This window comes from Mycobacterium seoulense (assembly GCF_010731595.1).
Taxonomy (GTDB): domain Bacteria; phylum Actinomycetota; class Actinomycetes; order Mycobacteriales; family Mycobacteriaceae; genus Mycobacterium; species Mycobacterium seoulense.
On sequence record NZ_AP022582.1, the window covers coordinates 2,301,790 to 2,328,163 of the forward strand.

General features: G+C 68.8%; 25 protein-coding genes and 1 tRNA gene. 8 read left to right on the forward strand and 18 right to left on the reverse strand.

Features of this window, described 5'->3' with window-relative positions; all coding sequences use genetic code 11:
• Positions 1-77 precede the first annotated feature (77 nt).
• Positions 78-1,724: an NAD-dependent malic enzyme gene (locus tag G6N37_RS10600; protein ID WP_163679666.1), complete on the forward strand. Its 1,647-nt coding sequence runs from the start codon at positions 78-80 to the stop codon at positions 1,722-1,724.
• 95 nt (positions 1,725-1,819) lie between these two features.
• Here G6N37_RS10600 and G6N37_RS10605 read toward each other — a convergent pair.
• A tRNA-Asn gene (locus G6N37_RS10605) sits at positions 1,820-1,895 on the reverse strand.
• A 131-nt stretch (positions 1,896-2,026) separates the two neighbouring features.
• Between G6N37_RS10605 and G6N37_RS10610 the strand changes: the two genes are divergently transcribed.
• The gene (locus tag G6N37_RS10610; protein WP_163679669.1) at positions 2,027-2,305 is read left to right on the forward strand and encodes a hypothetical protein; all 279 of its coding nucleotides are present in this window, start codon (positions 2,027-2,029) and stop codon (positions 2,303-2,305) included.
• On the opposite strand, the gene dnaG is transcribed toward G6N37_RS10610, so the two are convergent.
• From dnaG to G6N37_RS10625, 3 genes are all read right to left on the reverse strand, one after another.
• Entirely contained in the window at positions 2,280-4,268 is a 1,989-nt protein-coding gene (gene dnaG, locus G6N37_RS10615) for a DNA primase (RefSeq protein ID WP_232075410.1), read from the reverse strand. The two genes, G6N37_RS10610 and dnaG, sit on opposite strands and share 26 nt — an antisense overlap.
• A gap of 30 nt (positions 4,269-4,298) precedes the next feature.
• Entirely contained in the window at positions 4,299-4,907 is a 609-nt protein-coding gene (gene sodC, locus G6N37_RS10620) for a superoxide dismutase[Cu-Zn] (RefSeq protein WP_163679672.1), read from the reverse strand.
• Positions 4,908-4,968: 61 nt separating this feature from the next.
• Positions 4,969-6,234, reverse strand: coding sequence for a deoxyguanosinetriphosphate triphosphohydrolase (locus G6N37_RS10625; RefSeq protein ID WP_163679675.1), 1,266 nt, complete (start codon positions 6,232-6,234; stop codon positions 4,969-4,971).
• A gap of 94 nt (positions 6,235-6,328) precedes the next feature.
• Between G6N37_RS10625 and G6N37_RS10630 the strand changes: the two genes are divergently transcribed.
• Positions 6,329-8,320 (forward strand): TPM domain-containing protein, encoded by a 1,992-nt coding sequence (locus tag G6N37_RS10630; RefSeq protein ID WP_163684887.1) that lies wholly within the window; start codon positions 6,329-6,331, stop codon positions 8,318-8,320.
• Between the two features lie 23 nt (positions 8,321-8,343).
• Here G6N37_RS10630 and G6N37_RS10635 read toward each other — a convergent pair whose 3' ends face one another.
• The 3 genes from G6N37_RS10635 to G6N37_RS10645 all read right to left on the reverse strand — a co-directional run bounded on the left by G6N37_RS10635 (position 8,344) and on the right by G6N37_RS10645 (position 11,647).
• A complete protein-coding gene (locus tag G6N37_RS10635) occupies positions 8,344-8,592 on the reverse strand; it encodes a hypothetical protein (protein ID WP_163684889.1) in 249 nt (82 codons plus the stop codon).
• Between the two features lie 234 nt (positions 8,593-8,826).
• On the reverse strand, positions 8,827-10,029 hold the full coding sequence (locus tag G6N37_RS10640; RefSeq protein WP_163684891.1) for a PPE family protein: 1,203 nt from the start codon (positions 10,027-10,029) through the stop codon (positions 8,827-8,829).
• A gap of 220 nt (positions 10,030-10,249) precedes the next feature.
• On the reverse strand, positions 10,250-11,647 hold the full coding sequence (locus G6N37_RS10645; RefSeq protein WP_163684894.1) for a glycine--tRNA ligase: 1,398 nt from the start codon (positions 11,645-11,647) through the stop codon (positions 10,250-10,252).
• Positions 11,648-11,822: 175 nt separating this feature from the next.
• Here G6N37_RS10645 and G6N37_RS10650 point away from each other — a divergent pair, with 175 nt between their 5' ends.
• The 3 genes from G6N37_RS10650 to G6N37_RS10660 all read left to right on the forward strand — a co-directional run bounded on the left by G6N37_RS10650 (position 11,823) and on the right by G6N37_RS10660 (position 13,780).
• The gene (locus G6N37_RS10650) at positions 11,823-12,251 is read left to right on the forward strand and encodes an ArsR/SmtB family transcription factor (protein ID WP_372514685.1); all 429 of its coding nucleotides are present in this window, start codon (positions 11,823-11,825) and stop codon (positions 12,249-12,251) included.
• On the forward strand, positions 12,248-12,640 hold the full coding sequence (locus G6N37_RS10655) for a Fur family transcriptional regulator (RefSeq protein WP_083169192.1): 393 nt from the start codon (positions 12,248-12,250) through the stop codon (positions 12,638-12,640). The genes G6N37_RS10650 and G6N37_RS10655 overlap by 4 nt, the downstream gene beginning before the upstream one ends.
• Positions 12,641-12,778: 138 nt before the next feature.
• Entirely contained in the window at positions 12,779-13,780 is a 1,002-nt protein-coding gene (locus tag G6N37_RS10660; protein ID WP_163679681.1) for an alpha/beta fold hydrolase, read from the forward strand.
• Positions 13,781-13,784: 4 nt separating this feature from the next.
• Here the strand turns inward: G6N37_RS10660 and G6N37_RS10665 are convergent, their stop codons facing one another.
• The 3 genes from G6N37_RS10665 to recO form a co-directional block, all read right to left on the reverse strand.
• A complete protein-coding gene (locus G6N37_RS10665; protein WP_163684895.1) occupies positions 13,785-14,204 on the reverse strand; it encodes a hypothetical protein in 420 nt (139 codons plus the stop codon).
• A gap of 65 nt (positions 14,205-14,269) precedes the next feature.
• A complete protein-coding gene (locus G6N37_RS10670) occupies positions 14,270-15,163 on the reverse strand; it encodes a decaprenyl diphosphate synthase (RefSeq protein ID WP_083169186.1) in 894 nt (297 codons plus the stop codon).
• Positions 15,156-15,947 (reverse strand): DNA repair protein RecO, encoded by a 792-nt coding sequence (recO, locus tag G6N37_RS10675; RefSeq protein ID WP_083169184.1) that lies wholly within the window; start codon positions 15,945-15,947, stop codon positions 15,156-15,158. The genes G6N37_RS10670 and recO overlap by 8 nt, the downstream gene beginning before the upstream one ends.
• A gap of 62 nt (positions 15,948-16,009) precedes the next feature.
• On the opposite strand from recO, the gene G6N37_RS10680 reads away from it, so the two are divergent.
• The gene (locus G6N37_RS10680; RefSeq protein ID WP_083169182.1) at positions 16,010-17,506 is read left to right on the forward strand and encodes an amidase; all 1,497 of its coding nucleotides are present in this window, start codon (positions 16,010-16,012) and stop codon (positions 17,504-17,506) included.
• An 82-nt stretch (positions 17,507-17,588) separates the two neighbouring features.
• Here G6N37_RS10680 and era read toward each other — a convergent pair whose 3' ends face one another.
• The 8 genes from era to hrcA all read right to left on the reverse strand — a co-directional run bounded on the left by era (position 17,589) and on the right by hrcA (position 25,842).
• Complete coding sequence (gene era / locus G6N37_RS10685; RefSeq protein WP_083169180.1) at positions 17,589-18,488, reverse strand: GTPase Era; 900 nt, start codon at positions 18,486-18,488, stop codon at positions 17,589-17,591.
• 18 nt (positions 18,489-18,506) lie between these two features.
• Positions 18,507-19,820, reverse strand: a complete 1,314-nt coding sequence (locus tag G6N37_RS10690; RefSeq protein WP_083169178.1) for a hemolysin family protein — start codon at positions 19,818-19,820, stop codon at positions 18,507-18,509.
• Positions 19,817-21,115, reverse strand: coding sequence for a hypothetical protein (locus G6N37_RS10695; protein ID WP_163679683.1), 1,299 nt, complete (start codon positions 21,113-21,115; stop codon positions 19,817-19,819). The genes G6N37_RS10690 and G6N37_RS10695 overlap by 4 nt, the downstream gene beginning before the upstream one ends.
• Entirely contained in the window at positions 21,112-21,645 is a 534-nt protein-coding gene (gene ybeY / locus G6N37_RS10700) for an rRNA maturation RNase YbeY (RefSeq protein WP_083169174.1), read from the reverse strand. The genes G6N37_RS10695 and ybeY overlap by 4 nt, the downstream gene beginning before the upstream one ends.
• A 20-nt stretch (positions 21,646-21,665) precedes the next feature.
• A complete protein-coding gene (locus tag G6N37_RS10705) occupies positions 21,666-22,727 on the reverse strand; it encodes a PhoH family protein (RefSeq protein WP_163679686.1) in 1,062 nt (353 codons plus the stop codon).
• A 97-nt stretch (positions 22,728-22,824) separates the two neighbouring features.
• Positions 22,825-23,586 (reverse strand): 16S rRNA (uracil(1498)-N(3))-methyltransferase, encoded by a 762-nt coding sequence (locus G6N37_RS10710; RefSeq protein ID WP_163679689.1) that lies wholly within the window; start codon positions 23,584-23,586, stop codon positions 22,825-22,827.
• A 20-nt stretch (positions 23,587-23,606) separates the two neighbouring features.
• Positions 23,607-24,752 (reverse strand): molecular chaperone DnaJ, encoded by a 1,146-nt coding sequence (gene dnaJ, locus G6N37_RS10715; protein ID WP_163679692.1) that lies wholly within the window; start codon positions 24,750-24,752, stop codon positions 23,607-23,609.
• A gap of 58 nt (positions 24,753-24,810) precedes the next feature.
• On the reverse strand, positions 24,811-25,842 hold the full coding sequence (hrcA, locus tag G6N37_RS10720; protein WP_163679695.1) for a heat-inducible transcriptional repressor HrcA: 1,032 nt from the start codon (positions 25,840-25,842) through the stop codon (positions 24,811-24,813).
• 217 nt (positions 25,843-26,059) lie between these two features.
• Between hrcA and G6N37_RS10725 the strand changes: the two genes are divergently transcribed.
• Complete coding sequence (locus G6N37_RS10725) at positions 26,060-26,374, forward strand: type II toxin-antitoxin system VapB family antitoxin (protein WP_046185708.1); 315 nt, start codon at positions 26,060-26,062, stop codon at positions 26,372-26,374.

Sequence of the window (26,374 nt, forward strand, 5' to 3'; positions counted from 1 at the left end):
CAAACACTCTTCGAGATGCGTTCACCGCGATCGACGCTACGGTTGCCCATGGGGCCAAGTAGGGGACGGAGATTGCGATGAGCGACGCGCACGCGCCGCGGATCCCGCCGGCACTGGCCGCGCCGAGCCTGAACCGCGGAGTCGGCTTCACGCACGAGCAGCGGCGGCGACTGGGGCTGATCGGACGACTTCCCCCGGCGGTGCTCACGCTCGACGAGCAGGCCGACCGGGTGTGGCATCAATTGCAAAGCCTGGCAACGGATCTGGGCCGCAACCTGCTGCTGGAGCAGCTGCATTACCGCCACGAACTGCTCTACTACAAGGTGCTCGAGGATCATCTGCCCGAGCTGATGCCGGTGGTCTACACCCCCACCGTCGGGGAGGCCATTCAACGGTTCTCCGACGAATACCGCGGGCAGCGGGGGCTGTTCCTGAGCATCGACGAGCCCGACGACATCGAGGCGGCCTTCGAAACCTTCGGGCTGGAACCGGACGACGTCGACCTGATCGTGTGTACCGACGCCGAAGCGATCCTGGGCATCGGCGACTGGGGCGTGGGCGGCATTCAGATCGCGGTGGGCAAGTTATCGCTGTACACCGCCGGCGCCGGCATCGACCCGCGCCGCTGCATCGCGGTCTCCCTGGACGTCGGCACCGACAACGAACAGCTGCTGCAGGATCCGTTCTACCTGGGCAACCGTCACGCGCGGCGGCGCGGCGCCGAATACGACGCCTTCGTCGACCGCTACATCGAAACCGCCCACCGGCTGTTCCCGAAGGCCATCCTGCATTTCGAGGACTTCGGGCCGCTGAACGCCCGGCGGATCCTGCATACGTACGCCGACAAGTACTGCGTGTTCAACGACGACGTCCAGGGAACCGGCGCGGTGGTCGTCGCGGCCGTCTACGGCGGATGCCACGTCACCGGGGTGCCGATGCGCGACCAGACGGTGGTCGTCTTCGGGGCCGGGACGGCCGGGATCGGGGTGGCCGATCAGATCCGCGACGCGATGGTGTCCGACGGCGCCACTCTCGAGCAGGCCACGGCACAGATTTGGCCGATCGACAAGCAGGGCCTGCTGTTCGACGACATGGACGACCTCCGCGATTTCCAGGTGCCCTACGCCAAGAACCGCGCCCGGCTGGGGGTGGGCACCGGGGATCGGGTGGGGTTGGTGGACGCCATCAAGCTCGCCTCCCCCACCGTCCTGCTGGGCACCTCGGCCGTGTTCGGCGCCTTCACCGAGAAGGTCGTGGGGGCCATGGTCGCGTCCTGCGAGCGTCCGATGATCTTCCCGCTGTCCAACCCGACCTCCCGCATGGAGGCCGTGCCGGGCGACCTGCTGCAGTGGTCGGACGGCAAGGCGCTGATCACCACCGGCACCCCCGTCGCCGGGATCGAATACGACGGCACCACCTACACCATCGGGCAATCCAACAATGTGCTGGTGTTCCCCGGGATCGGGCTTGGCATCATCGTCGCCGGGGCCCGGCTGCTGACCAAGGGGATGCTGCAGGCGGCAGCGAAAGCCGTTGTGCGACAGGCTAGCCCGTCAGATCCCGGGGATTCGCTGCTGCCCGACGTCCGGGACTTGCGCGCCATTTCGACGGCCGTCGCCGAAGCCGTGTATCACGCCGCCGTCGCCGACGGTGTGGCCACCCGGACGCACGCCGACCCGCGGCAGGCCGTCCTGGCCACCGTGTGGACCCCGGCCTACGACTAGCCCCCGGCCGATGGGCCGCCCCCGGGATCGTTCGGATGGGGCGCCAGCGGCGGCCAGAGCGCCGGACACTGAGAGTCTCAATGGCGAAAATCACCTGGCTCCCCCGCCTGGACTCGAACCAGGAACCTATCGGTTAACAGCCGAACGCTCTGCCAATTGAGCTACAGGGGATCATCACGATCGCGGGACGACTCTAGCGTACTGGCACAACCGCGCCCAACTGGACGCCGGGACGGATCGGGCGCGCACGGACCCACCCGGGTGAGGCAGGATGGGAACGGTCGCTAGTCGGGAGGAACGCTTTGATCCGGTATGTCGTGGTGCTTGGACTGGGTTACGTGCTGGGCTCGAAGGCCGGGCGGCGCCGGTACGAGCAGATCGTCGGCACCTATCGCGCGATGACCAGCAGTCCCGTGGCCAAGTCGGTGATCGAAGGGGGGCGCCGCAAGATCGCCAATCGGATCTCCCCGGACGCCGGATTCGTCACCGTCGCCGAGATCGACGGCCAGACCGCCGTCATGGAGCGCGGCGCCGACCGGCCGGCCGACGAGGCCCTCACATCGTCAGATCGTCGCCGCTAGCCTGCTCGAGCAGGCTGCGCCGGTAGGCCTCCATCGCCACCAGGTCACCGAACAACGCGTGGTACTCGTCGCCCTGTTCGATCGGCGACATGCGCTGCAGCTTGGATTTCACCTCGGCGATCTGCCGACCCATCCACACTTCCTGCAGCCGGGCCAGCACGCCGGCGATGTAGCGCGGCAGCTTCTCGTCGTCCACCCGGACGGCCTCCACGCCGAGCTCGTTGACCAGGCCCGCGGTCAAATCCGAGCCGGCCCGCTGGCGCACCGCGTCGATCCACTGCGCCCCGGTGACGCCGCTCGACGTGCCGCCCGCGGCCTCGATGGCGCCGCGCACGGCGGCGTAACCGGGGTGCGTGAAGCTTTCGACCGTGAGCGTGTCGAACACCGGCCCGGCCAGCGCCGGGTACTGCAGCGCCGACTTGAGCGCCTCGCGCTGCGGCCACAGCGTCGGGTCACGCGGGTCTGGGCGCGCGGCGGTGGGTCGGGCCGGGGCGGTGGCGCGGGCCTGCTGGGCGGCGCGGCGCGAAGCGTCCGGGCCGGGTCCGCCCCGCGGCTGGGCCGGCGACTTCTTGGCTTGACTGCGCACCCGCTCGATGACCTGCGCCACGTCGTCCCAGCCCACCCAGCCGGCGAGCTGGCGGGCGTACTCGTCGCGCAGGGTCGGGTCTTTGATCTGGCCCACCATCGGCACGCAACGGCGCAGCGCCGCGACCCTGCCCTCGGCGCTGTCCAGGTCCATCTCGGCGATGGCCGTGCGGATCGCGAACTCGAACAAGGGCGTGCGCCGCGCCACCAGGTCGCGCAGCGCGCCGTCGCCGGACTTCAGCCGCAGATCGCAGGGATCCATGCCGTCCGGGGCCACCGCGACGAAGGACTGCCCCGCCAGGTTCTGCTCGCCGCCGAAGGCCTTGAGCGCGGCCGCGCGGCCGGCCGCATCACCGTCGAAGACGTAGATCAGCTCGCCGCGGAAGAAACTGTCGTCCATCATCAGGCGGCGCAGCATCGACAGGTGTTCGTCGCCGAACGCGGTGCCGCACGACGCCACGGCGGTGGTGACGCCGGCCAGATGCATCGCCATCACGTCGGTGTAGCCCTCGACGACGACCGCCTGGTGGCCCTTGGCGATGTCACGTTTGGCCAGATCGATGCCGAACATCACCGACGACTTCTTGTACAGCAGCGTCTCGGGGGTGTTGATGTACTTGGCTTCCATCGGGTCGTCGTCGAACAGGCGGCGCGCGCCGAACCCGATCACCTCACCGGCCGCGGTGCGGATGGGCCACAGCAGCCGCCGGTGGAAGCGGTCGATGGGGCCGCGGCGGCCCTGCCGCGACAGGCCGGCCGCCTCCAGCTCCTTGAACTCGAATCCCTTGCGCACCAGATGTTTCGTCAGTGAGTCCCACCCGGAGGGCGCGAACCCGCAGCCGAAGCGACGGGCCGCCTCGGCGTCGAAATTGCGTTCCGTCAGGTATTGGCGTGCCGTTGCGGCCTCGTCGGATTCCAGCGCCGACGCGTAGAACTCCGCCGCGGCCGCGTTGGCCGCGACGAGCCGGCTGCGACTGCCGCGGTCGCGCTGCACGCTGGTCGCCGGGCCGGTGTAGCTGATCGTGTGGCCGATCCGGTCGGCGAGCAGCTCAACGGCCTCGACGAAGGTGACATGTTCGATCTTCTGGATGAACGCGTAGACGTCACCGCCTTCCCCACAGCCGAAGCAATGGAAGTGGCCGTGGTTGGGCCGCACGTGAAACGACGGCGACTTCTCGTCGTGAAACGGGCACAGGCCCTTGAGGGAATCGGCCCCGGCGCGCCGCAATTGGACGTAGTCGCCGACGACTTCCTCGATGCGGACCCGCTCGCGGATGGCCGAGATGTCGCGATCGGGGATCCGCCCCCGGCCCCGTGGCCGGGCGTCGTCCTCCGCCGCGCGCGGGTGGTGCCCCCACGAACCTGCCGGGCTGGACATCGGCTCAGTCTAGAGCGCCGAGCCGGCCGGCTATCCCGTTCCGATGACGCCGCATGCCACCCGCTCCATCGCGTTGTCGCTGTATTCGGCGCCGTGCAGCATCAACGCTTTGCCCTCGCCGCCCAGCAGGACGTCCCGCGTGAACGCATCGGTGGTGGTCACCAGGTAGGCCGAGCCGTCCTGACGTACCTCAAGCGATGTCAGGTCACCGCTTTCGGGCTTCCCGGTGTGGCCGGGCGCGTTGTAATGACCGCCGGCGGACAGGAAGTTGCCGGGCGCACCGCCGGTCGGGGCGACGGAGTTGGGCTCGCACTTGCCGATCTGGTGGACGTGCATGCCATGGAAGCCCGGCGAGAGGATGCCGCCGGCCACCGTCTTGACGGTGACGGTGACGTACCCGCCGGTGAAGTCGAACGTTGCCGTGGCGACGGACCGCCCGTCCGGCGTCTTCAGTTGCGCGCTGAGCGATTCGCCGTTGGGCGCCGGCGTCGTCGTCTCGCCCGACGACGAGGGTGCGGCGCTCTTCACCGGAGGGGTGGTGCCGGGCTGGGTGCTCGCATGTTGTGGTGAGCTGCAGGCGGTCATGGCGACGACGGGAAGCCCCACCGCGAGGGTGGCGATACCGCTGAGTTTGGTCATGTCGGGCAGCCTAGTCCGCGACGGCGACGGCGACGCCGTGGGATGACCTGCGGCCTCTCGGCTAACCGGTGGTCTGGCGGGTGTCGATGCGTTCCAGCCGGCCCTCGGTATACGAGGCGATCTGATCGACGACGACCCGTAACCGGGCGCGGTCGTCGGCGGCTGTGGTGAAGGCCGCGGCGAAGACGGGGTCGAGCGTTTGCGGCGCCCCGGAATACAGCCACTGCGCCACCCGGTGGATCCGTTCGCGCTGCAGGGCCTGGGTGTGGAGATGCCGGGGATCGGACATGATGAATTGCAGGGCAAGGATTTTCAGCAGAGCGACCTCCGCGCGCACGAGGTCGGGGACCAGCAGGTCGGCCCGGTAGCGCACCAGCGGCCCGGGACCGGCCGCGGCGCGGGTGGTCGCTACGGCGGCCGACGCGAACCTGCCGACCAGTTCGCTCGTCAGTCGCTTGAGCGAGACCGACGCCGCCAGGGTGGCGTCGTACTTGCCGACCGCGGCCACCACCGGCAACGCCGCGAGCCGCGCCGCGGCCGCCATGAAGTCGTCGGCGCGGACCCGCAGGAATTCGCTCTCACCCAGTTTGGCCAGCGCGGCCGCCTCGTCGTCGTCGGCGAGCACGCGCAGGTCGATGCGCTGGGACACCACCCCGTCCTCGACGTCGTGGACCGAATAGGCGATGTCGTCGGCCCAGTCCATCACCTGTGCTTCCAGGCACATCCGGCCTTCCGGCGCGCGGGCGCGAACCCAGGCCGCCGGCTCGCGGTCCTCGTCGTAGAACCCGAATTTGCGCTTTCCCTCGCCGCGCGGCCACGGATACTTGGTGACGGCGTCCAGGGACGCGCGGGTCAAGTTGAGCCCCGCGCTATTGCCTTGTTCGTCAAGCACTTTGGGCTCGAGGCTGGTCAGGATGCGGAAGTTCTGCGCATTCCCCTCGAAACCGCCGTGGCCGGCGGCGAGCTCGTCCAGGGCGCGCTCGCCGTTGTGCCCGTAGGGCGGATGGCCGATGTCGTGGGCCAGCCCGGCCAGCTCGACCAAGTCGAGGTCGCAGCCCAAGCCGACCGCCATCCCCCGGCCGATCTGGGCCACCTCCAGGGAGTGCGTCAGCCGGGTGCGCGGGGTGTCACCTTCGCGGGGCCCGACGACCTGCGTCTTGTCGGCCAGCCGGCGCAGCGCGGCGCTGTGCAACACCCGGGCCCGGTCACGGGCGAAGTCGGTGCGGTGCTGACCTTCCGTACCCGGCAGGCCCGCAGTCTTCGGCGCTTCGTGTACCCGCCGTTGACGGTCGAAGTCGTCGTAAGGGTCTTGCCGATTCGTGGTCACCGCAGCACAGTCTGCCAGGGAATGCCGGACGACGGACCGGCCGCCGCACGGCTGTTTGCCCGGATCACCACCGGGCTAAATTGGCTTAATGCGCATGCGCACCGCCCGCCTGCTGACTCTGGTCGGGACGATCCTCGCGGTTGGTTTCGGCGGCGGGCTGCTCGTGGCACCCGGCGCCGGCGCGCAACCCCCGCTCCGGCTGGCGGATTACGTCACCGACAACGCGGGCGTCCTGTCGGATTCTGGCCGCGCGGCGGTCACGTCGGCGGTGGCCAGGCTGTACACGGATCGCCACATCCGGCTCTGGGTGGTCTACGTCGACGACTTCGCCGGTCAGAACGCGGTGAACTGGGCCCAGCGCACGATGCGTTCCAGCGATCTCGGCGACTACGACGCCCTGCTGGCCGTCGCCACCACCAGCCGTGCGTACGCCTTCCTGGTGCCCTCGACCGTCAAGAACGTCAGTGCACGCCAGGTCGATGACTTGCGGCACAACAGGATCGAACCCGCGTTGCACGACGGCGACTGGAGCGGCGCCGCGGTCGCGGCGGCCAACGGGCTCGATACGTCACCGGGTTCGTCGGGCCGGGTCGCGCTGCTGGTCATCCTGGCGCTCATTCTCGTCGCGGTGGCGGTCTTGCTGGTGGTCATGCGTTATCGCGCCCGACGGCGAAGGGCGGCCGACCTGGCGGCGGCCCGGCGGGTCGACCCCACCGACGCCGGTGCGCTGGCCGCGGTACCGCTGCAGGCCCTCGATGACCTGTCCCGCGCGCTGGTGGTCGAGGTCGACAACGCCGTGCGAACCAGCTCCAACGAACTCGACCTGGCGATCGCCGAGTTCGGCGAGGAGCGGACCCAACCGTTCACCCAGGCCGTCAACAACGCCAAAGCAGCTCTGTCCCAATCATTTACGGTGCGACAACAGCTGGACGACACCACACCCGAGACACCCGACCAGCGCCGCGAGCTGCTCACCCGGGTCGTGGTGTCGGCGGCGCGCGCCGACCGCGAACTGGAGTCGCAGACCGAAGCCTTCGAGAACCTGCGCGATCTGGTGATCAACGCGCCCGCGCGGCTGGACACGCTGACTCAGCAGTACGTCGAGCTCACCACCCGGATAGCACCCTCCGAGCAGCGACTGGCTGAGCTGCACCACCAATTCGACGCTGCCGCACTGACTTCGGTGTCCGGCAACGTCTCGGGCGCCAAGGAGCGGCTGGCATTCGCCGACCGCAACATCGGCACTGCCCGGGATTTGGCCGCCGAAGCGGTCAGCGGCCGGCAGGCCGGTTTGGTCGATGCCGTCCATGCCGCGGAGTCCGCGTTGGGGCAGGCGCGGGCGCTGCTCGACTCGGTGGACAACGCGGCCACCGACATTGCGCACGCCATCGACCGGTTGCCGTCGGCGATGGCCGACATTCAGGCGGACATCGAGCGCGCGGGCGAGCTGCTACAGAAAGCGCGAACCACCGAGTTCGCCCACACCGGCGATCTGCTCGCGGCGCGTGACGCTGCGGCGCGGGCCGTCGACGCCGCGCGCGCCGCAGCCTCCACGGATCCGCTGGGCGTATTCGCACAGCTGGCCAAGGCGGATGCCGATCTCAACGCGGTGCTGGTCACGCTGGCGCAGGAGCAAGCCACCGCCGAACGGCTCACCCGGTCATTGGACCAGGCGTTGTTCACCGCCGACACCCGCGTGCGGGCGGTCTCCGACTACATCGACACGCGGCGGGGCAGCATCGGCCCGGAGGCCCGCACCCGGCTCGCCGAAGCCAAACGGCACCTGCAAGCCGCGCGGGACAAGGGGGCGACGAACCCGGCCGAAGCGATTTCCCACGCCAACGCGGCGTCGACGCTGGCCGCCCAGGCGCAGTCGTTGGCCAATGCCGATGTCCAGTCGGCTCAGCGGGCTTACGCCCGCGGCGGGGGCGGCGACTGGGGGGCAATGCTGGGGGGAATCATCATCGGCAACGTGCTCAGCGGCGGCATGCGGGGTGGGTTCGGCGGCTGGAGCCCGACGTCATTCGGGGGATCATCGGGGGGAGGGTCGTTCGGCGGCGGCCTCATGGGCGGCGGCCGCTTCTGAGCCGCCCGCCCTGAACCCGACCGTCAGCCGGCGGCCGGTGAATGCGGGATCACGCCTCCGCTGCGCGGCATTTCGAAGTGGGGTTCGGTCTCGCCGTCCCATCGCTTCCATTCGGTCCACTGAGTGGCGTCCGCAACCGCGACCGCGGCCGGGGCGTCGGCGGCCGCGTCGACGGTGTCGGCGCTCACTTCCGGCTTCGGGGCCCAGTGGTCGTAGTCGTCCGGCGGCACGGCCACGCCCCATACGAGCGGAACCGACAGGCCGCCGAGCATCCCCGACTCACCCCGAACCGCCGATACCGAGTCATCTGGTAGCGGCGGACCAAGAGGCAAAAGCATGTTGCCCCCTTCCACAGCCGATTTTCGGACGCTGTGGCCGAACCCAATAACACCAAGCAGGCACATCGTAAGCCAAACTCACGACAAATACCCGAAAAACTAGGATTTGCTTTTGGTGAACGTATGCCCGGCCCGGACCGGGCATACGCGAATGGCGGTGGTCGGGCCTTAACCGCCCTTGGTCCGCGGCACCACCTTGGGCCGCGACTGCACCACGTGGGGGTTCTCCCCGCCGCGGCGCCCCCTCTTGTCGGTCTTGTCCCCCTCGGTGCCCCGATCGTCCATCCCCATGGCCATGGCCGATGTCGAACCTGCGGGCGCGGACGATGGAGAGGACGATGCCCCGGTCGCGATCGGGGTCGGTAGCTGGGTGCCCAGCGCCGGCACCGCGAGACTCGTCAGGACCGCAGGGACCGGCATCGACCCCTGCCAGGTCGGCGGCACCGTAATCGCCCCCACGAACCGCGCATTGCCCAACCCGGCCGTGGCCACGCCCAGCCCGCCCATCGACTGCAACCCATGGGCTCCGCCCGCAGGGGCGAGACCCTCCGCGGCCACGGTGGTGACGCCTGCCGCCGGTGCCGCAGGCCCGACACTGTGGGCCAGCACCATCATCGGCGGCATCAGCGCGCTCGCCGGATACATTCCGATCGGCGCGAGCGCGGTCATCGTCGTCACCGGCATCGACGACAGCAACGACGTCACCGACGAGAGGCCGGGGAAGAACGCCCCCAGCACCGACTGCAGCTCGGAAACGAACGAGGCGCCTAGCGACGAGAACGCTCCGAACGCCTGGGACGCCAGGTCCAGCGGCGCCGTCACCAGGCCCGCCAGTCCACCCAGGGCCACCGGCGGGGCGCTGAACGCCGGCAACGTCGCCGCCACCGTCTGCGCCCCGACGTGATAGCCCACCATCGCGGCCACGTCCTGGGCCCACATCTCCATGTACTCGATTTCGGTCATCGCGATCGCCGGGGTGTTCTGACCGAAGAAGTTCGTCGCGATAAGCATGAGCAACCGGAGGCGGTTGGCGATCACCTCCGGGGTGGGCACCGTCGCCATGAACGCCGCCTCGTAGGCCGTCGCCGCCGCCGTCGCCTGGGCGGCCGCCATCTCGGCCTGTCCGGCCGCCGAGATCAGCCACTGCAGATACGGCGTCGAGGCCGCCACCATCGCCGCCGACGAGGGACCCATCCACGGACCGGCGGCCACTCCCGTCACAACTGACTCAAACGACGCGGCGGCGGCCGCCAAGTCCGCGGCGAGCGCCTCCCACGCCGAGGCCGCCGACAACAATGAGCCGGGCCCGGCGCCGCCATACATCAGGGCAGAGTTGATCTCGGGGGGGAAGAAAAGAAAAGCTGGAATCATCACATCCCCAACCCACCGACCGAGTCAACGGCACCTACACCCACACGAACCGACACCACCCCCCGGCGACTAGACACGTGAGGAACACTCGCCTTGAGCCTAAGCCAATGGGCTACCCGAGAACGGTTTTTTACGAAACGTTTAATTACGTGGCGCCGGGGTGTCCGGGCCGGTCAACCGGGCAAAGTCGGGACGCGGGCGGGGCCCGTTCCGGTCCCGGTCAGCAACCCTTGAGCCGCGCGGCGAGATAGTCGGCCACGGCATTCATCGCGACTCGCTCCTGCGTCATGTCGTCGCGGTTGCGCACCGTGACGGCGTTGTCTTCGAGTGAATCGAAATCAACCGTCACGCAGAACGGCGTCCCCACCTCGTCCTGGCGCCGGTAGCGCCGGCCGATCGCGCCGGCGTCGTCGAAATCGATGTTCCAGCAGGTGCGCAACTCGGCGGCCAGGTCGCGCGCCTTGGGACTCAAGTCGGCGTGCCGGGACAGCGGCAGCACCGCGGCCTTGACCGGAGCCAACCTCGGGTCCAGCCGCAGCAACGTGCGCTTCTCCATCACGCCCTTGGCGTTGGGGGCCTGGTCCTCGGTGTAGGCATCGATCAGAAACGCCATGAACGACCGGGTGAGGCCGGCAGCGGGTTCGATGACGTACGGGGTGTACCGGCTATCGGTGACCTGGTCGTAGTACGACAGGTCGGCACCGGAGTGCTTTGCGTGGGTGGACAAGTCGAAATCGGTCCGGTTGGCGACGCCTTCCAGCTCGCCCCACGGGTTGCCGGCGAAACCGAACTTGTACTCGATGTCGACGGTGCGGTCCGAGTAGTGCGAAAGCTTCTCGGCCGGATGCTCGAATAACCGCAGATTCTCCGGGTCGATACCCAGTTCGACATACCATTGCAGCCGGGTGTCAATCCAATACTGGTGCCATTCCTTCGCGGTCGACGGCTCGACGAAGAACTCCATTTCCATTTGCTCGAACTCGCGCGTTCGGAAAATGAAGTTGCCCGGCGTGATCTCGTTGCGAAAACTCTTGCCGATCTGGCCGATACCGAACGGCGGCTTCTTGCGCGCGGTGGTCACCACGTTGGCGAAGTTGACGAAGATGCCCTGCGCGGTCTCGGGACGCAGATAGTGCAGGCCCTCCTCGGTCTCGATCGGCCCGAGGTGGGTCTTGAGCATCATGTTGAACTCGCGCGGCTCGGTCCACTGTCCCTTGGTGCCGCAATCCGGGCAGACGATCTCGGTCATCGGCACCGAGTCGGGGTCGTCGATCCCCTTCTTGGCCGCGTAGGCCTCCTGCATGTGGTCCTGACGATGCCGGTGGTGGCAGTTCAGGCACTCGACCAGGGGGTCGTGGAACACCTCGACGTGGCCGGAGGCCACCCAGACCTGCCGCGGCAGGATGATCGACGAATCGATTCCGACGACGTCGTCGCGCCCGGTGACCACCGAGCGCCACCACTGCCTCTTGATGTTCTCCTTGAGCTCCACTCCCAGCGGGCCGTAGTCCCACGCCGACCGGGTGCCGCCGTAAATCTCCCCCGAGGGAAAGACGAAGCCGCGCCGTTTGGCCAGGTTGACTACGGTGTCGATGACGGACGCCACGGCGTGGTGCACTCCCTTTCCGGGTTCGAACGGGCGCGCGCGGCGGTCGACCGCTGTGCGCAGAGCATCAGTCATGGTAGCGATCGGCGCCGCGGTCTTTGACATGCGTCATCATGCATGTGACAGTGGAAGTCTGCCGCTCGCGATACCTCCCGGCGGGTTCTCCCACTACCTGGCACTTCTCGAGGTGATGACTCTCCCCCATGGCGATGCTCCCCTCTCCGCCGATAGCGACATGGGATCGGCCATGACCGTCGTTGCCCACGAGCACGACGAATCCCCGTCCGGCGGGCACCGGACGGCGGCGGATTACCCCGTCCCGCCGCCGCGCGAAATTCTCGACGCGGCGGGCGAACTGCTGCGCGCGCTGGCCGCTCCCGTGCGGATCGCCATCGTGCTGCAGCTGCGTGAGTCCCACCGCTGCGTGCATGAGCTGGTCGACGCGCTCGGCGTGCCCCAGCCGCTGGTCAGCCAGCACCTGAAGATCCTCAAGGCGGCCGGCGTGGTCGCCGGGGAGCGCTCCGGTCGCGAGGTGCTGTACCGGCTTGCCGACCATCACCTGGCGCACATCGTCGTGGACGCCGTCGCCCACGCGAGCGAGGACGCGCCCCAATGACAGGCGCGAGCGTCCGCTCGACCCGTCAGCGGGCGGCGATCTCCACCCTGATGGACACCCTCGACGACTTCCGCTCGGCGCAGGAGTTGCACGACGAGCTGCGCCGCCGCGGCGAGAACATCGGGCTGACCACCGTCTATCGCACGCTGCAGTCGATGGCGGCGGCGGGGATGGTCGACACGCTGCGCACCGACACGGGCGAGTCGGTCTACCGCAGGTGCTCCGAGCACCACCATCACCATCTGGTCTGCCGGGGCTGCGGTTCCACCATCGAAGTGGGCGACCACGAGGTCGAGGAGTGGGCGGCGCAAGTCGCGGCCAAGCACGGCTATTCCGACGTCAGCCACACCATCGAGATCTTCGGCACCTGTGCACAGTGCGGGTCCTAGGTTGACCCGAGCCGGCCGAACGCGGCACGGCGGAAAAAAGTTCTGAAAAAAGTGTCCGACACGCGCCCGCCGCGTGCTCCTACCCATGAGTGGCCCACGGGCCGAGACCAGCAGGAACTCTAGGGAAGTGAGAGCACCATGCGGAACCACCGATCGCGCCATCTGCGGCCCGTGCGCACAGACGAGGCTCCGTCACTGCAATTTCGCACCATCCATGGCTACCGGCGTGCGTTCCGGGTCGCCGGGTCGGGTCCGGCTCTGCTGCTGATCCACGGCGTCGGCGACAAGTCCACGGCATGGGAACCTGTGCACGCCAAACTTGCGCGCCGGTTCACCGTCATCGCGCCCGATCTGCTGGGCCACGGGGAGTCGGAGAAACCACGTGCCGACTACTCGTTGGCGGCCTTCGCGAACGGCATGCGCGACCTGCTTGCCGCGCTTGACATTGACCGAGTCACCGTGGTCGGGCATTCGTTCGGTGGCGGTGTCGCAATGCAATTCGCCTATCAGTACCCCCAGCTGGTAGAGCGCATCGTGCTGGTCAGCAGCGGCGGCGTGGCCCAGGAGGTCAGCATGGCCCTGCGGTTGGCGGCGATGCCGTTGGGCAGCGAGACCTTGGCCATGCTGCGCATGCCGGGCGTGATGCCGGCGATCCGACTGTTCGGGCGGGCCATGGCTAACGTGCTGGGCCCCAACAACCTCGGACACGACGTCGCCGATGTGGTGAATCTGCTCGAGGGCTTCCGGGACGCGCGCGCATTGTCGGCGTTCGCGCGCACCTTGCGTTCGGTGGTGGACACGCGCGGCCAGTTCGTCACGATGCTGGACCGAAGCTATCTCGCGCAACCCATTCCGGTGCAAGTGATCTGGGGCGAGGACGACTTCGTGATCCCGGTAGACCATGCCCGGATCGCCCATGAGGCGCTACCCGGGTCACGCTTGGAGATCTTCGAAAACTCCGGGCACATGCCGTTCAAAGACGACCCGGATCGCTTCGTCGGAGTCATCGAGCGGTTCGTCGACTCGACGCGACCGGCTCAGCACGACCAAGACCTCCTACGCTCGTTGCTGCAGACCCGCGTCGGGGATAGCGGCCGGGGATCGGTAGCTGTCGCGCCGACCGAAGCGGCGGTGTCTTAGAGCCCTAACCCGTCACCGTGCGACGGATCGCTGCGCCCGTATCGAGCACCAGCAGAATCAGGGTGCGCAGGGCGTCGTCGGTGAGGCCGCCACCGGGGAAGTTATAGCGCAACATCACGTCGGCGCTCTTGGCCGCACCTTTGCCCGAATTGCGTTGCACGGCCTTCTCGTTGATCTTTTCCACCAGCGTGACGCTGCCGAAGTTGCTGTCGCGGGCGTGCTTGGCGACCTGGTCGCCGATCTTCTTGGTCAGCGGCAGGTCCCAGGCCACGACCTGGGTGAGCGACACCAGGTCGAGGTCGTCGGCGATGTTCACCACCCGCAACGACGCGATGGTCCCGCCGTGGCGCACCGTCAGCGCGCCGTCGGGCTCCTGTTGAACCGGGAGGACTTCGCCGAGGACCGACGCCAGACGCTCCTGCAGTGAGGGCGTCGGATCATCCCCGTGCGGACCCGTTGCGCCCGGCTCCGCCCCTCTTCCGGTCCCCACTACGCGCTCCCGAATCTTCGGTTGCGGGAAGCGTATTCCTCGCACGCCGCCCACAGGTCGCGGCGGTCGTAGTCGGGCCACAGCTTGTCTTGGAAGATGTATTCGGCGTACGCGGCCTGCCACAGCATGAAATTGCTGGACCGCTGCTCCCCCGAGCTTCGCAGGAAAAGATCCACGTCGGGGATGTCGGGCCGCTGCAGGTGCTGGGCCACCGTCGCCTCGGTGATGCGCTCCGGGTTCAGCCGGCCGGCGGCGGCCAGGCGCGCGATTTCCTTTGTGGCCTCGGCGATTTCGGCGCGGCCCCCGTAGTTGACGCAGTAGTTCACGGTGATGACGTCGTTGTCCTTCGTCATCTCTTCCGCGATCGCCAATTCATTGATCACGCTGCGCCACAGGCGTGGACGCGACCCCACCCAGCGGATCTTGACCCCTATCGTCCTGAGGTTCACGCGGCGCATGCGCACCACATCGCGGTTGAAGCCCATCAGGAAGCGGACTTCCTCCGGGGATCGCTTCCAATTCTCGGTGGAGAAGGCATAGAGGCTGAGCCACTTGATCCCGATTTCGATAGCACCACAGACGATGTCGATGACCACCGCCTCACCCGCTTTGTGGCCGTCGGTACGGGTCAGCCCTCGTTGGGTGGCCCACCGGCCGTTGCCGTCCATCACGATCGCCACATGGTTGGGCAATCGATCGGCCGGGATCCGGGGTGCGGCGGCTTTCGAGACGTGCTGTGGCGGCCGGCACGGCCCACCGTCCGCCGACGGCGGCAGTTCGGGAAAGACGACCGGCCACGTCGTCCGCTCGGGGAAGACCGGATAGTCGTCGGGGGCGGGCGGTAGCTGCGGGAAGACGGCGGACGCCCCCCTCCTCTCAGCCTTGCTAGCCACAGTCCTGCTCGACAAGCGTTGCGCGTCGTTCGGCGATGGTGCGGTCGGCGTGATACGTCCGTTCCACCAGTGGCAACGTTTTGAGCTGCCGTTCCAGATGCCACTGCAGGTGGGCGGCCACCAGCCCGCTGACGTAGCTGCGGTGCGATTGCGGGGCCTTGTCGGCGAACTCCCAATCGCCGTCGTGCAGCGCCGACATCAGATCCAGCACGCCCGGCGGCGGTGTCGTCGAACCGGCCGGACGGCAGTGTGTGCAGACGCTGCCCCCGGCGCCGACGTGAAACGCGCGGTGCGGCCCGGGTGTGGCGCACCGGGCGCACTCGGTCAGCGCCGGCGCCCATCCGGCGATGCCCATGGCGCGCAGCAGGTAGGCGTCCAGCAGCAGGTCCCGGGACCGGCGGCCGTCGGCCACCGCCCGCAGTGCGCTCACCGTGAGCCGGTGCAGGTCCGGGGCGGGGGCCCGCTCCTCACCGGCGAGGCGTTCGGCGGTTTCCAGCATCGCGCATCCACAGGTATAGCGGCCGTAGTCGCTGACGATGTCGGTGGCGAACGCGTCGATCGAGACGACCTGGGTGACGATGTCGAGGTTGCGGCCGGGATGCAGTTGCGCGTCGATGTGCGCGAACGGCTCCAGCCGCGCCCCGAATTTGCTGCGGGTGCGGCGAACACCCTTTGCCACCGCCCGAACCAGCCCGTGATCGCGGGTGAGCAGGGTGACGATCCGGTCGGCCTCGCCGAGCTTGTGCTGGCGCAACACCACCGCCCGGTCTCGATACAGCCGCATCACAATAGTTTTGCACCCCGCCGCGACAATGCTGGTATCCGCGCCGGTTAGTCTCGTACCCCGTGATTGGCGCTTCCGAGTCGAGTACCGGGTCCGTTTCCGGATCCGGCGGCCAGCGTCTGCCCACCCTGACTGACCTGCTGTATCAGCTGGCGAGTCGCTCGGTGACCTCCGTCACACTGGTGCGGCGCTCCCTGCATGCCATCCACGCGAGCCAGCCGACGTTGAACGCCTTCCGCGTGGTGCTCACCGAGTCGGCGCTGGCCGCCGCGGCGGCCGCCGATCGCCGGCGGCAGGCCGGCGACACGGCGCCGTTGCTGGGCATCCCGATCGCGGTCAAGGACGACGTCGACATCGCCGGGGTGCCGACCGCATTCGGCACCGAGGGATATGTCGCGCCCGCCACCCACGACGCCGAGGTGGTTCGCCGCCTGAAGGCCGCGGGCGCGGTGATCGTGGGCAAGACCAATACCTGCGAACTGGGCCAGTGGCCGTTCACCAGCGGACCCGGATTCGGGCATACCCGCAACCCCTGGTCGCGCCGGCACACCCCGGGCGGCTCGTCCGGGGGCAGCGCGGCCGCGGTGGCCGCGGGACTGGTCACCGCCGCGATCGGCTCCGACGGCGCCGGCAGCGTCCGCATCCCCGCCGCGTGGACGCACCTGGTGGGTATCAAGCCGCAGCGTGGCCGCATCTCCACCTGGCCACTGCCCGAGGCGTTCAACGGCATCACGGTCAACGGCGTGCTGGCCCGGACGGTGGCCGACGCGGCACTGGTGCTCGACGCCGCGTCGGGCAACGTCGAGGGCGACCGGCACAAGCCGCCCCCGATCACCGCGTCCGACTATGTCGGTATCGCGCCCGGCCCGCTGAATATCGCGCTGTCAACCCGGTTCCCGTACACCGGTTTTCGGCCCAAGCTGCATCCTGAGATCCTGGCCGCGACGCGAGCCGTGGCCAGACAGCTCGAGCTGCTCGGGCACACCGTCGTGCCGGGCAACCCCGACTACGGCCTGCGGCTGTCGTGGGACTTCCTCGCCCGGTCCACCGCCGGGCTGCGGGATTGGGAGGAGCGTCTGGGCGACGGGGTGATCCTGGACCCCCGCACGTTGTCGAACCTGCGCGTGGGTCACGTCCTGGGTCAGGCGATCCTGCGCACGGCGCGGCGGCACGAAGCCGCCGCCCAGCGGCGGGTGGGTTCGATCTTCGACATCGTCGATGTCGTCCTGGCTCCGACCACCGCCCAACCGCCACCGCTGGCGCGCGCCTTCGACCGGTTGAGCGGCTTCGGCACCGATCGCGCGATGGTCGCCGCCTGCCCGGCCACCTTCGCATGGAACGTGCTGGGCTGGCCGTCGATCAACGTGCCGGCCGGGTTCACCTCCGAGGGGCTGCCGATCGGTGTGCAGTTGATGGGGCCCGCAAACAGCGAGGGCATGCTGATCTCGCTGGCCGCCGAACTGGAGGCCGTGTGCGGGTGGTCGACCAAGCAGCCGACGATGTGGTGGAACGCCGAGACGGGCACGCCGCCGGTGGCCGGCGCCACGCCGTCACGGTGAAGCCCCAAGCGGCACAGCGCGGAATGTTGACTTCGCTTGCGGCTTCGGGTTTGCCAATCGCCGTGCAGCACCGCGTGGCGCGTTAAAAGCCCAGCCGACCAAGCTGTTTGGGGTCGCTTTGCCAGTTCTTGGCCACCTTGACGCGCAGCTCGAGGTAGACCTTGGTGCCCAGCAGCTTCTCGATCTGCCCGCGAGCCGCGGTCCCGACTTCCCGCAGTCGGGCGCCGCCTTTGCCGATGACGATGCCTTTCTGGCTGTCCCGCTCGACGTAGAGGATGGCGTGCACATCGATCAGGTCGTCGCGGTCCTCCCTCGGGTTGACCTCGTCGATGACCACCGCCAGTGAATGCGGCAGCTCGTCGCGGACGCCCTCGAGGGCTGCCTCGCGGATGAGCTCGGCCATCAGCGTCTCTTCGGGTTCGTCGGTCAGTTCGCCGTCGGGGTAGTACGCCGGGCCCTCCGGCAGCGCCGCCACGAGCACGTCGATCAGAACGTCCACCTGCTCGCCGGTGGTTGCCGACACCGGGACGATTTCGGCCGAACTGCCAACGAGGTCGCTGACGGCGACCAGCTGGGCGGCCACCCGGTCCCTCGGGACCTTGTCGATCTTGGTGACGATGGCCACCAGCGTCGTTTTCGGTGCGGTCGAACGGATCTGGTCCACGATCCACCTGTCGCCGGGACCGATCGCCTCGTCGGCCGGGATGCACAAGCCGATCACGTCCACCTCGCCGTAGGTGTCGCGGACCAGGTCGTTGAGGCGCTTGCCCAGCAGGGTGCGCGGCCGATGCAGGCCGGGTGTGTCGACGAGGATGATCTGGAAGTTGTCCCGGTGCACGATCCCGCGAATGGTGTGCCGGGTGGTCTGGGGCCGCGTCGAGGTGATCGCCACCTTGGTGCCCACCAGGGCGTTGGTCAGCGTCGACTTGCCGGTGTTCGGCCGGCCGACCAGACAGACGAAGCCGGAACGGAATTCGGTCATGCCCCGGCGTCCCGGCGCTCAGCCATGCTCTTCGGCCTCACGGTCGCCGGAGCCGTTGGACTCGGGCTCGGCCGGGCTCAGCAGGACGGTGCCGACCCGTACCCGCCCCCGATGGTCGGTGCCGCCCTCGGCTTGCAGGCGCAGGCCGTGTGAGACCACCTCGGCACCGGGCAGCGGAACCCGGCCCAATTCCAGCGCGAGCAGACCGCCGACGGTATCGACGTCGAGATCGTCGTCGAATTCCACGTCGTACAGCTCACCGAGGTCTTCGATCGGCAGCCGCGCCGAAACGCGAAAACGCTTGTCGCCCAAGTCTTCGATCGGCGCCGTCTCCGCCTGGTCGTACTCGTCGGCGATCTCGCCGACGATTTCCTCCAGCACGTCCTCGATGCTGACCAGGCCGGCTATCGCGCCGTACTCGTCGACCAAGAGTGCCATGTGGTTGCGATCGCGCTGCATTTCGCGCAGCAGCGTGTCCAGGGGCTTGGAGTCCGGCACGAACACGGCCGGGCGCATCACCTGCGCGACCGTGATGCCCCGACCCCGGTCACCCGAAAGAAAGCTCTGCTGCACAAGGTCTTTGAGGTACACGACCCCGACGATGTCGTCGACGTTCTCGCCGATCACCGGGAGCCGGGAATGCCCGCTGCGGACCGCGAGGTTCAACGCCTGACTGGCAAGCTTGTCGCTTTCGATCCAGATCATCTCGGTGCGCGGCACCATCACCTCGCGGGCCGGGGTGTCGCCGAGTTCGAAGACCGACTCGATCATCCGGCGTTCGTCGGCGGCGACCACGCCGCGCTGCTGGGCCAGGTCGACGACCTCGCGGAGTTCGATCTCGGATGCGAACGGCCCGTTGCGCAAGCCGCGGCCGGGCGTGAGCGCGTTACCCAGGACCACCAGCAACCGGCTGAGCGGCATCAGCAACCACGAAATGAGCCGCAGCGGAACGGCCGTCGCCAACGAGATGGAATACGCATGCTGGCGGCCCAGGGTGCGCGGGCCGACCCCGATGACGACGAAGCTCATCACCACCATGGTCGCCGCAGCGCCGAACAACGCCCAATTCAGGCCGAAGTTGTCGTAGAGGAACAGCACCAGCAGCACGGTCGCGGTGATCTCGCAGGTGATCCGCAGCAGCACGACCAGGTTGATGTAGCGCGGCCGCTCGGCCATCACCTCGGCCAGCGACACGGCGCCGGGCCGCTCCTCGCGCACCAGTTCCTGGACCCGGGCCAGCGACACCGTGCTGATGGCGGCGTCGATAGCCGCGAACATCCCGCCGATGGCGATCAGCGCCAGCGCGCCGAGCAGCCAGGACAGGCCGGTCAATTGCCGGAAGACCTTGACGTGGTGACGGGCTCCCCTACGTCGTCGTCGCTGCGCTTCCGGTTGAGAGCCCAGGCGGTGAGGCCCACGACCACCCCCAACGCCCCGTAGCCCAGGGCCGAGGGCCACCAGGGCTGGGCGGGTTGAGTGGGCTCCTCGTGCGGGCGAACACCCAGCACCACCAGGAAGTTGCCGTCGTCGGTCGGGCCCACACCCGGCAGCGACTGAGTCTTGGTCACCCTGATTTGGGCGCTGGCGCTGCTGGAGTCGTTGATCTGACCCCAGGCCAGGGTGGAGTCGTCCAGCAGGAAGATCGTGTCCCGGCTGCCGGCCGGTTGGCTGTTGTCCAGGCCCACCACCGAGACCTGGCCGACTTCCACGGTCTGGTTGGCGGCGGGGACGGCGACCAAGACGTTCTGATACACCTTCGGCGGTTCCGGCTGCCGGTAGTCCGGGGGTGGGGGGCCGTTGAAGCCGACGGGCGGCACCGAGCCCCCGCCATAGAAGCTGCCCGACGCCACCCAGCCGTCGCCGACAGCGGTGAACGGGACCACGCCGACGGTGGCGGCATCGAGCAAGATGCGGGTGCCGGCCGGCAGGTATGCCTCCCGGTCGGCACCGTTGTAGGAGTAGTGGAACGTCATCGCCTGATTCAGCGGGTTATACAGGGCCGGACGGCGATAGGCGTCGTCGTAGTCGACGTAGTCCCAGTGCCGCGGCCGGATCAGCCGCTGGTTGTCGACCTTGAGGACGTCGACGTTCTCCCGGTGGGTGCTGACGACGTTCTGCACCCGCTGGTTGAAGTCGATCTGCTGCGGCGGCTTCGGCGGGTCGGCGGGATTGACGCGCATCGGCGGTGCGGCCTTGGCCGCCGCGACGGCCGGCGGCGGGACGTCCAGCCCCCGTGGCGGTGCCACCACCGAGACGTTTCTGGACGCGTCGGGGCCCGCCGCATTGATCGTCGGAACCGTGTTGGCGGGCGGCAGATTCGGCGGGATGACCGGCGGCGCGTGCACCGGCTCCGTGTTGGGCGGCTCGTACGGGGGGAGCGCCGGAAGCTGCACCGGCGCCTCGCTCGGCGACGGCTGAGCCCGGCGGGGCGGCGCGGACTGGGAGCACACGTTGGAGGTGTGATACTGCGCCACCAGATATTGACACCACTGGCAGCTGGTGGGGTTCGATCCCGCGCCGGCGCACGGAGCCGCCTCGGCCACCCCGATCGTGCCGGCCACCACCGAGAACGGTGCCAACGCTACGGCGGCTGCGGCCGCGATACCCGCGAGTTGAAGTCGGCTCAATTGTCGAAATACCTCGACTTGTCCAGCAACCGGCGATCCCGCTCCAGTTGACGGTCCTGCCGGTAGGCCTCGACCTGCTCGGCCACCCACTCCTCGAGCAACCGGCCCTGAAGGGCGAACATCTCTTTTTCCTCGTCCGGCTCGCCGTGGTCGTAGCCCAGCAGATGGAGCACGCCGTGGATGGTCAGCAGCGCCAACTCGTGCCCCAGGCTGTGGCCCGCCGCGTCGGCCTGCCCGGCCGCGAATTCCGGGCACAGCACGATGTCGCCCAGCATCGACGGTCCCGGCTCCGGGGCGTCGGGCCGTCCACCCGGCTCGAGCTCGTCCATCGGGAAACTCATCACGTCCGTCGGCCCGGGCAGGTCCATCCAGCGCATGTGCAGGTCGGCCATGGCCGCGGTGTCCAGCAGCACCATCGACAGCTCGGCCGCCGGGTTGACGTCCATCTTGGCGATGACGAACCGGGCGACGCTGATCAACTCCGCCTCGGAGACGTCGACGCCCGACTCGTTGGATACCTCAATGCTCATACGATGCTCGTCGCACTCAATCACCGGCGCCCGCGGGAGCCCGACGCCCGCCGGGCCGCCCGGTTCATCGCCAGCGCGGGGTCTTCGAATTTCGCGTAGGCGTCGACGATTTCGGAGACCAGCCGGTGGCGCACGACGTCCACACTGGTCAGCTCCGCGATATGGATGTCCTCGACGCTGTCCAGGATCTCGATCGCCGACCGCAGGCCCGACCTGGCGCCGCCGGGAAGATCGACCTGCGTGATGTCCCCGGTGATGACCATCTTCGACCCGAAGCCCAGCCGGGTGAGGAACATCTTCATCTGCTCGGCCGTGGTGTTCTGCGCCTCGTCGAGCACGATGAAAGCCGAATTCAACGTGCGGCCACGCATATACGCCAGCGGCGCCACCTCGATGACCCCGGCCGACATCAGCTTCGGGATCAGCTCGGGATCCATCATGTCGTACAGCGCGTCATACAGCGGCCGCAGGTACGGGTCGATCTTCTCGCTCAGTGTGCCCGGCAAAAAGCCAAGGCGCTCACCGGCTTCCACCGCCGGGCGGGTCAGGATGATGCGGTTGACCTGCTTGGTCTGCAGCGCGCTGACCGCTTTGGCCATCGCCAGATAGGTCTTGCCGGTGCCGGCCGGACCGACCCCGAAGACGATGGTGTTGGCGTCGATCGCGTCGACGTAACGCTTCTGGTTGAGCGTCTTGGGCCGGATCGTCTTCCCGCGCCGCGACAGGATGTCCAGGGTGAGCACCTCGGCCGGCGACTCGTTGTCGGTGCCGGCCAGCATGGCCACGCTGTGGCGGACCACCTCCGGCGTCAGCGGCTGACCGTTGGCGACGATCGCGACCAGCTCGGAGATCGCCCGCTCGGCGAGCGCGACGTCGGCCGACTCCCCCGAGACCGTCACGGCGTTGCCACGCACGTGCACGTCGGCGTTCAGGCTGCGTTCCAACGCGCGGAGGTTTTCATCTGCCGAGCCCAACAAGCCGACGACGACATCGGGCGGAACATCGATGCTGCTGCGTACGTGGGCGGCGTTGGCCTGGAGGCCTCCGGCTGCGTCAACAGCGCTGGTCTCGCGGGGCGTCACGTGGCTCTCGATGCCTGCTTTCTCGGCTTGTCGGTGGTTTGCTCGGCTGCCTAAGTCTACGCCCGGGCCCCACGTTGGTCAGCCGTCAGCCGCGGATTTACAGGCTCGAAGCCTCGTCCCATCGCGGGGTGAGCACGCCGAGCGCCCCCAGGGCCACCGCCGCGGCGGTCGACGTGCGCAGCACCTGGGGACCCAACCGCACCGGCGCCGCCCCGGCCTGGGTCAGCGCGGCGACCTCGTCGGGCGCGATGCCGCCTTCGGGGCCCACGACCAGCAGCAACGCATTCGCGCCGCCCACGTCGATGCCCGTCAGCGGATCGATCGCCGACTCGTGCAACGCCAGCACCACCGCTCCGGTGGCCACCTCGTCGCGGATCCGCTGGGCCAGCTCCGCGGTGGACAGCACGCCGTCGACGGGCGGGATGTGCGCCCGTCGGGATTGCCGGGCCGCCGAACGGGCGACGGCACGCCACCGGCGCAGGCCCTTGTCCGCGCGGGCACCCTGCCAACTCGCCACGCACCGGGCCGCCTGCCAGGCCAGGAACGCGTCCGCGCCGGCTTCGGTGGCCAGCTCGATGGCCAACTCCGAGCGGTCGGACTTCGGCAGCGCCTGGACCACGGTCACCGGCGGCCGGGCGGCCGCGACGCTCCAGCGCTTCAGCACCCGGGCCCGCAGGCCGTCGCGGCCGGCGTGCTCGACCTCGCAGTGCGCCAGGCCGCCGGCCCCGTCGCCGAGGGCCAGTTGTTCGCCGGGACGGATCCGGCGCACGGTGGCGGCGTGGAACCCCTCGTCGCCCTCGAGGACGGCCAGCGAGCCGACATCGGGCAGCGCGTCGACGTAGAACAGGGTCGCGACCATGTGCGCGCGTTGCTAAGCGACTAGCGACCGGTGAAGGTTTCGCGCAGCCGGCTGAACAGCCCACCGCCGGCGTGCGTCGAGCGGACCTCGGGCACGTCGCGGCTGCGGCGGGTCTTCAGCTCGCGCAGCAGTTCGGTGTCGCGGTGGTCCAGCCGGGTGGGCACCAGCACCTCGACGTGGACGTGCAGATCGCCACGGGTGCCCGAGCGCAGGTGCGGCATCCCATGGCCGCGCAGGGTGATGACCGAATTCGGTTGCGTGCCGGGCGGAATGGTGACCTCGCTGATGCCGTCCAGGATGGCGTCGATGGTGATGGTGGCGCCCAGGGCCGCGTCGACCATGGGCACCGACACCGTGCAGTGCAGGTCGTCACCTTCGCGCACGAAGACGTCGTGCGGCTGCTCGTGCACCTCGACGTACAGGTCGCCGGCCGGCCCACCCCCGGGCCCGACCTCGCCTTGGGCGGCGAGCCGCACCCGCATGCCGTCGCCGACCCCGGCGGGGATCTTGACGCTGATCTCACGGCGGGCCCGGACCCGGCCGTCGCCCATGCACTGGTGGCAGGGATCGGGGATGACCACACCAACGCCGCGGCAGGTGGGACACGGTCGCGACGTCATCACCTGACCCAGCAGCGACCGCTGCACCGTCTGTACCTCGCCGCGGCCGCCGCACGTGTCGCACGGGACCGGCACGGAATCACCATTGGTGCCCTTGCCCTGGCAGCGATCACACAGCACCGCGGTGTCGACGGTGACCTGCTTGGTCACGCCGGTCGCGCACTCTTCGAGGTCGAGACGCATCCGCAGCAGCGAGTCCGAGCCGGGCCGCACCCGCCCCATGGGACCGCGGGAGGCCGCGCCGCCGCTGAAGCCGCCGCCGAAGAACGCCTCGAACACGTCGCCCAGGCCGCCGAAACCGCCGCCGAACCCGCCGCCCGCCGCGGCGTTCTCCAGCGGATCGCCACCCAGGTCGACGATGCGCCGCTTCTCGGGGTCGCTCAGCACCTCGTAGGCGACGCTGATCTCCTTGAACTTCGCCTGCGCGGCCTCATCCGGGTTGACGTCGGGATGCAATTCGCGCGCCAACTTGCGGTACGCGCGCTTGATCTCCGCGTCGCCGGCGTTTCTGCTCACGCCGAGCAGCCCGTAATAGTCGCGTGCCACGCCTGACTCTCCTAAACCTGGTCCTTATCCCGCGCCTGCGCATGCTGCGGGTGCGCGTTCATCGAGCACCCAGGACTTCGCCGATATAAAGGGCAACCGCGGCGACGCTGGCAATAGTTCCCGGATAGTCCATCCGGGTGGGCCCCAGCACACCCATCCCGCCGAAGACGGTGTCGGACGTGCCGTAGGCGGTGGTCACCATCGAGGTCCCCGCCATTTCCTCGGCGGCGGTCTCATGGCCGATTCGCACCGTCACCTTACCGGCTTCCTGCTGGGCGGCCAGCAACCGCAGCACCACCACCTGCTCCTCCAACGCTTCCAGGATGGAGCGCAGCGAGCCACCGAAATCGGCGGCGTTGCGCGTGAGATTGGCGGTGCCGCCCATCAGCAGGCGTTCTTCGGTGTGTTCCACCAGCGACTCCAGCAGCACCGTCGCCGACCGGCCGACGGCGTCGCCCAGGCCGTCCGGGGCGCGGAGCTGTCCGGCCAGGTCGGCCACCGCGATCGAGGCCGCCGAGAGCTTCTTGCCGACCAACGCCTGGCCCAGCATCTCGCGGAGTTGGGACAGCTGGTGATCGTCGATGACGTCGCCCAGTTCGACGATGCGCTGATCCACGCGACCCGTGTCGGTGATGACGACCATCAGCAGCCGGGCCGGGGTCAGCGCGATCACCTCGAGGTGGCGCACGGTGGACGACGTCAGCGTCGGGTACTGCACCACGGCCACCTGGCGGGTCAGCTGCGCCAGCAGCCGCACCGCCCGGCGCAGCACGTCGTCCAGGTCGACACCGGACTCGAGGAAGCTCAGGATCGCGCTCCGCTCGGCCGACGACAACGGCTTGACGTCGTGCAGCCGGTCGACGAACTCGCGGTAGCCCTTCTCCGTGGGTACGCGCCCGGAGCTGGTGTGGGGCTGCGTGATGTAGCCCTCGGCCTCCAGCACCGCCATGTCGTTGCGGACCGTCGCGGACGAGACGCCCAAGTTGTGACGCTCCACCAGGCTCTTGGAACCGATAGGTTCCTTGGTGGCAACGAAATCGGCGACGATGGCGCGCAGCACCTCGAAGCGACGCTCGTCGGCACTTCCCACTCGTTGTCACCTCCCTGCACCGCGCTGACCGGTCCATTTTACGGGTCTCGAGTCGTGCTAAGCGTTACCAGCAGCCGTCCCCCGCCGGCCGGCGGGGCGGTCAGTCGGCGGCGCCCACCGCGATTCGGGCGGCATCGACGCTGGCGGCGCTTCTTCCGACTAGCCTGTCCAGCATGAACAGGTCCGGTCCTGGCATCGCGTCGCGAAAGATCGGCCCATGATCTTCAAGGGCGTGCGCGACGGCAAGCCGTATCCCGAGCACGGGCTGTCCTACCGGGACTGGTCCCAGATTCCGCCGCAACAGATCCGGCTCGACGAACTGGTCACCACGACGACGGTGCTCGCGCTGGACCGCCTGCTGTCGGAGGACTCCACCTTCTACGGCGACCTGTTCCCGCACGCGGTGCGGTGGAAGGGCGTCACCTATCTCGAGGACGGCCTGCACCGCGCGGTCCGGGCGGCGCTGCGGAACCGCACCGTGCTGCACGCCCGGGTGTTCGACATGGACATGGCGCCGGGGCCGCCCCGGTAG

Coding starts and splice junctions, on each gene's coding strand:
- G6N37_RS10600 (WP_163679666.1), top strand. CDS start 78: ATGAGCGACGCGCACGCGCCGCGGATCCCGCCGGCACTGGCCGCGCCG.
- dnaG (WP_232075410.1), bottom strand. CDS start 4,268: ATGTCCAGCCCGGCAGGTTCGTGGGGGCACCACCCGCGCGCGGCGGAG.
- sodC (WP_163679672.1), bottom strand. CDS start 4,907: ATGACCAAACTCAGCGGTATCGCCACCCTCGCGGTGGGGCTTCCCGTC.
- G6N37_RS10630 (WP_163684887.1), top strand. CDS start 6,329: ATGCGCACCGCCCGCCTGCTGACTCTGGTCGGGACGATCCTCGCGGTT.
- G6N37_RS10635 (WP_163684889.1), bottom strand. CDS start 8,592: ATGCTCGGCGGCCTGTCGGTTCCGCTCGTATGGGGCGTGGCCGTGCCG.
- G6N37_RS10640 (WP_163684891.1), bottom strand. CDS start 10,029: ATGATTCCAGCTTTTCTTTTCTTCCCCCCCGAGATCAACTCTGCCCTG.
- G6N37_RS10655 (WP_083169192.1), top strand. CDS start 12,248: ATGACAGGCGCGAGCGTCCGCTCGACCCGTCAGCGGGCGGCGATCTCC.
- G6N37_RS10660 (WP_163679681.1), top strand. CDS start 12,779: ATGCGGAACCACCGATCGCGCCATCTGCGGCCCGTGCGCACAGACGAG.
- recO (WP_083169184.1), bottom strand. CDS start 15,947: ATGCGGCTGTATCGAGACCGGGCGGTGGTGTTGCGCCAGCACAAGCTC.
- era (WP_083169180.1), bottom strand. CDS start 18,488: ATGACCGAATTCCGTTCCGGCTTCGTCTGTCTGGTCGGCCGGCCGAAC.
- ybeY (WP_083169174.1), bottom strand. CDS start 21,645: ATGAGCATTGAGGTATCCAACGAGTCGGGCGTCGACGTCTCCGAGGCG.
- G6N37_RS10710 (WP_163679689.1), bottom strand. CDS start 23,586: ATGGTCGCGACCCTGTTCTACGTCGACGCGCTGCCCGATGTCGGCTCG.
- G6N37_RS10725 (WP_046185708.1), top strand. CDS start 26,060: ATGATCTTCAAGGGCGTGCGCGACGGCAAGCCGTATCCCGAGCACGGG.